The organism is Enterococcus sp. 5H (assembly GCF_028128615.1).
Classification (GTDB): domain Bacteria; phylum Bacillota; class Bacilli; order Lactobacillales; family Enterococcaceae; genus Enterococcus_L.
This window is the reverse complement of sequence record NZ_AMDP01000020.1, coordinates 1-4,903: the sequence shown is the minus strand read 5'-3', so window position 1 is coordinate 4,903 and position 4,903 is coordinate 1. Positions and strand designations below refer to the sequence as shown.

Below are 4,903 nucleotides of genomic sequence, written 5' to 3'. Positions count from 1 at the left end.
GGGCCTATAGCTCAGCTGGTTAGAGCGCACGCCTGATAAGCGTGAGGTCGATGGTTCGAGTCCATTTAGGCCCATTATCTATAAGATTTATTTTTCTTGGGGAAGTACTCAAGTGGCTGAAGAGGCGCCCCTGCTAAGGGTGTAGGTCGGGAAACCGGCGCGAGGGTTCAAATCCCTCCTTCTCCGTTTCATAAAGGCCCGTTGGTCAAGCGGTTAAGACACCGCCCTTTCACGGCGGTATCACGGGTTCGATTCCCGTACGGGTCATGTATCAATTATTATTTTATATTACGGAGGATTACCCAAGTCCGGCTGAAGGGAACGGTCTTGAAAACCGTCAGGCGGGTAAAACCGTGCAAGGGTTCGAATCCCTTATCCTCCTTTGTTGATAACCACAGTGCTTTAGCACTGATGCTTATCAATACTTGGCGAACAAAGTGAGCGAAGTATCCTTACTAGAAATCACCAAGAATAACACCTTTCTATAGTCAATAAAGACTATAATTATCGCGGGGTGGAGCAGTCAGGTAGCTCGTCGGGCTCATAACCCGAAGGTCGTAGGTTCAAATCCTGCCCCCGCAATTGCTTTAAAAAGCAAACAAGTTATTAGTGACGCAACACAATAACGAATGGTTTGGTAGTTCAGCTGGTTAGAATGCCTGCCTGTCACGCAGGAGGTCGCGGGTTCGAGTCCCGTCCAGACCGTTATCTTTAAATATTTATTTTTTGGCTCGGTAGCTCAGTTGGTAGAGCAATGGATTGAAGCTCCATGTGTCGGCAGTTCGATTCTGTCCCGCGCCATTTGAAAGAAGAAACATGCGGGTGTAGTTTAGTGGTAAAACCACAGCCTTCCAAGCTGTTGTCGCGAGTTCGATTCTCGTCACCCGCTTTTTTTCTTTAAGGGCCTATAGCTCAGCTGGTTAGAGCGCACGCCTGATAAGCGTGAGGTCGATGGTTCGAGTCCATTTAGGCCCATAATTTCATGATGGCCCGTTGGTCAAGCGGTTAAGACACCGCCCTTTCACGGCGGTATCACGGGTTCGATTCCCGTACGGGTCATATTTAAAAGACATTTAGTTAATAGCTAAATGTCTTTTCTTTTTATTATAAAAATATTTTATGAAAACGTTGACAAAGTTAATTTAATGAGGTAATCTATCAATGTAAACAACAAGTAAATATATGGATAGTGATTGTTTAAGTACAAGCTAAACCTAATTTTTCCAATGAAGAAGACTGTCTTCTTTTTTGGAAAGGTTGGGTTTTTCTTTTTTTAAATAAGGGAGTAGTCATAGGAAGAAGGGAGTGAAAAAATGATTATTCAAAAGATTTTGAATAATAATGTTGTGATTACGTTGGATGGAAATGAACAGGAACAAATAGTTATGGGACGGGGAATTGCATTTAAAAGAAAAATTGGAGATTTTGTTGCGGAAGATCAAATCGATCAAGTATTTCGTTTAGCTAATCATGATACATCATTAAAGTTTCAAGAATTGTTAGAAGTACTTCCTTTAGAAGTAATGCAGTTGTCAGACGAAATTATCAAATATGCTAAAACAAAGTTAGGAAGAAAGTTGAACGATACGATTTTTATTTCATTAACAGATCATTTACACACAGCCTTAGAACGAAGTAAGCAAGGAATTGAAGTTAAAAATTTTTTATTATGGGATATTAAGCGTTTCTTTTCAGATGAATATTTTATCGGGAATAAAGCTCTTGAGATGGTAAAAGAAAAATTTGATGTTCAGCTTTCAGAAGATGAAGCCGGTTTCATAGCGTTGCACTTAGTCAATGCAGAGATGGAAGAAGAAGTCGGAAATGTATATGAATTAACCAAAATTATGCAAGAAATTACTAATATCGTAAAGTATTATTTCAAAATCACTTTTAATGAAGACTCTGTTTATTTTTATCGTTTTAGTACTCATTTAAAATTTTTTGCCTATCGTTTATTGAATCATAAAGAATTTCATGATGAAGATGACGGAGAATTATATGAAGTGATTAAAAAGAAATACCATAATGCTTACACTTGTGTGAATAAAATTGCTGATTTTTTAACGGAAAATTACCAATACAATATCACTAATGAAGAAAAGATGTATCTAATTATTCACATCGCTCGAGTGATTCAAACAAATAATTAATTAACATGCTATTAAATCTTAGAGAAGATTTTTTATAAACCTTAAATAAAAGGAGGATAGCTTAGATAACCGTATAAACCCTTTGGATAGTGACATTAAGTTGGCTAAACCTTCAAAAGTATTAAACAAAACTAAACTTTGGAGGAACAAAAAATGGGAAAATATCATGATTTAGCAGAGAAAATTGTAAATAATGTCGGTGGTAAAGAAAATATCAATAGTTTAACACATTGTATTACACGTTTACGTTTTAAGCTGAAAGATGAGTCAAAAGCAAATGACGATGTTTTGAAAAATATGGATGGCGTCGTTACGGTAATGAAAAGCGGCGGACAATATCAAGTTGTTATTGGGAATCATGTTCCTGCTGTTTATGAGGATGTTTTAAGCATTGCTGGAATTTCTGCTGATTCCGAAGAACAATCATCAGGTGGAAATATATTTAATCGTTTAATCGATATTTTGAGTGGCTGTTTCCAACCATTCTTGGGTGCATTAGCTGCTGCTGGTATGGTTAAAGGCTTAAATGCCTTACTTGTTTTCTTGAAATTATACTCAAATACTTCTGGAACTTATACTATGTTAAATGGAATTGGGGATGCAATTTTCTTCTTCATGCCAGTTATCTTAGGATACACAGCAGCTAGAAAATTCAAACTTAACCCAATGGTTGGGATTGTTATTGGTGCGGCCTTATGTTATCCAGCAGTACAAGGCGGAGCACTTCAAGCAACTTTTGAAACCACTGCCGGAGCCGGAGCTGCAGCACCATATAGCTTACTTGGATTACCAGCATATGACACATTTCTTGGTATTCCGTGGGTAGGTGCAACGTATACAAGCAGTGTTGTACCAATCATCTTTATTATTGCATTTGCTGCTCAGATTCAAAAGATCTTCAAGAAAATTATTCCTGAAGTAGTTCAAACGTTTTTGGTACCATTTTTCGTATTATTGATTGCTTTACCTATCGGATTTTTAGTAATTGGTCCAATTATCAGTATGTTAACTGATCTTTTAAGTGCTGGATTCCAAGCATTAATGGGCTTCTCACCTGCTTTATATGGTTTAATTCTAGGCTTCTTCTGGCAAGTATTAGTAATCTTTGGTCTACACTGGAGTGTTGTACCATTAGCAATTATGCAAATTACCCAAGAAGGATTTAGCCAAGTTCTAGTCGGTTCGTTTGCAGCAAGTTTTGCTCAAACAGCAGTAGTTATGGCAATGTTCTTTAAACTAAAAGACCAAAAAATCAAAGCTTTATGTCCGCCTGCAATTATCTCTGGTATTTTCGGGGTAACAGAACCAGCGATTTATGGTATTACACTACCTAAAAAGACGCCATTTGTTTTTTCAATGATTGGTGCGGCTGTTGGTGGTTTATACTTAATGATTAATGGCGTGACTTCATACACAATGGGTGGTTTAGGAATCTTTGGCGTTTTAAACTTTATTAATGGTGATGATGCAAGCGGAATGATTCATTCATTTGTTGCAATTGTTATCGCAATCGTTATTGGTTTTGCTTTAACATTCTTCTTCTGGAAAGATGATACTGTTGTAGAAGAAACAAAAGAAAACAGCCCAGCTCAAAAAGCAATGAAAGAAGCAGTTTTAAGCCCAGTTAAAGGTCGTGTGTTACCTCTAAACAAAGCAAGTGACCAAGCATTCGCGCAAGGCGCACTAGGAAAAGGTGTTTTGATTGAACCGACTGAAGGTGTTGTTAGAGCACCATTTGATGGAACAGTTATGACTTTATTCCCAACAATGCACGCGATTGGGTTGATTTCAGATCAGGGAATGGAATTGCTGATTCACATTGGTATGGATACGGTTCAGCTAGATGGTAATGGATTTGAAGGAAAAGTTGTTCAAGGCGAAAAAGTGAAAAAAGGCCAAGTGCTAGTAACATTTGATATCGATGCGATTAAAGCCGCTGGTTATAGTGTGGAAACACCAGTCATTGTGACGAACAGTGGAGACTATTTAGATATTGTTGAAACGCAAGATCGTGAAGTAACGTCTGATGATACATTAATTACTGGATTAGCTTAAATATACAAATAAATTAGAGTAAAACAAAGTTGGGCTGATAGGGAAAAAGCAGGCAGTTCTCAAATTGCCTGCTTTTCTCCAAAGCTCATTTAGATATGGAAAAGGTGGAATTTTGATATGGCATTTAGAAAAGACTTTTTATGGGGCGGCGCAACGGCAGCCAATCAATGTGAAGGTGGCTACAACGAAGGTGGACGCGGTTTAGCAAACGTAGATTTAGCACCAGTTGGACCAGACCGTTTCCCAGTCATTACCGGTGAGAAAAAAATGTTTGACTTTGATAACGAGCATTTTTATCCAGCACAAGAAGCAATTGATATGTACCACAGTTATAAAGAAGATATTGCTTTATTTGGTGAAATGGGGTTTAAAACCTACCGTCTATCAATCGCATGGAGTCGTATTTTCCCCCTAGGAGACGAAACAGAACCGAATGAAGAAGGTTTGAAATTCTATGAAGATTTATTCAAAGAATGTCGTAAACATGGAATTGAGCCGCTGGTAACGATCACACACTTTGATTGTCCAATGCATTTAGTAGAAAAATATGGCGCATGGCGCAGTCGTGAATTAGTTGGTTTTTATGAAAATTTATGTAAGGTGATTTTCAATCGCTATAAAGGATTAGTGAAGTACTGGTTAACCTTTAACGAAATCAATATGATTTTACATGCACCATTTATGGGGGCTGGTTT

General features: G+C 37.8%; 3 protein-coding genes and 10 tRNA genes. All 13 read left to right on the top strand.

The features are described 5' to 3' along the window. Positions 1-74 (top strand) — tRNA-Ile (locus tag C240_RS08205). Positions 75-98: 24 nt separating this feature from the next. Further along, positions 99-186: transfer RNA gene (locus tag C240_RS08200), tRNA-Ser, on the top strand. 9 nt (positions 187-195) lie between these two features. After that, a tRNA-Glu gene (locus C240_RS08195) sits at positions 196-267 on the top strand. A 25-nt stretch (positions 268-292) separates the two neighbouring features. Next, a tRNA-Ser gene (locus tag C240_RS08190) sits at positions 293-382 on the top strand. Positions 383-508: 126 nt separating this feature from the next. Further along, positions 509-582: transfer RNA gene (locus C240_RS08185), tRNA-Met, on the top strand. A gap of 49 nt (positions 583-631) precedes the next feature. After that, positions 632-705: transfer RNA gene (locus C240_RS08180), tRNA-Asp, on the top strand. Between the two features lie 23 nt (positions 706-728). Next, a tRNA-Phe gene (locus C240_RS08175) sits at positions 729-801 on the top strand. A 17-nt stretch (positions 802-818) separates the two neighbouring features. Then, positions 819-889 (top strand) — tRNA-Gly (locus C240_RS08170). 12 nt (positions 890-901) lie between these two features. Further along, positions 902-975, top strand: a tRNA-Ile gene (locus tag C240_RS08165). 12 nt (positions 976-987) lie between these two features. Further along, a tRNA-Glu gene (locus tag C240_RS08160) sits at positions 988-1,059 on the top strand. Positions 1,060-1,313: 254 nt separating this feature from the next. Continuing rightward, on the top strand, positions 1,314-2,153 hold the full coding sequence (licT, locus tag C240_RS08155; RefSeq protein WP_271494221.1) for a BglG family transcription antiterminator LicT: 840 nt from the start codon (positions 1,314-1,316) through the stop codon (positions 2,151-2,153). 153 nt (positions 2,154-2,306) lie between these two features. After that, positions 2,307-4,208 carry a beta-glucoside-specific PTS transporter subunit IIABC gene (locus C240_RS08150; protein ID WP_271494219.1) on the top strand — a complete coding sequence of 634 codons (1,902 nt, stop codon included), beginning with the start codon at positions 2,307-2,309 and terminating at the stop codon, positions 4,206-4,208. 117 nt (positions 4,209-4,325) lie between these two features. Then, on the top strand, positions 4,326-4,903 hold a 578-nt coding region (locus C240_RS08145; RefSeq protein ID WP_271494215.1), incomplete at its 3' end, for a family 1 glycosylhydrolase.

Bases quoted from the DNA above. Each gene is read 5' to 3' on its own strand.
- C240_RS08150 (WP_271494219.1), top strand. From the start codon at position 2,307: ATGGGAAAATATCATGATTTAGCAGAGAAAATTGTAAATAATGTCGGT.
- licT (WP_271494221.1), top strand. From the start codon at position 1,314: ATGATTATTCAAAAGATTTTGAATAATAATGTTGTGATTACGTTGGAT.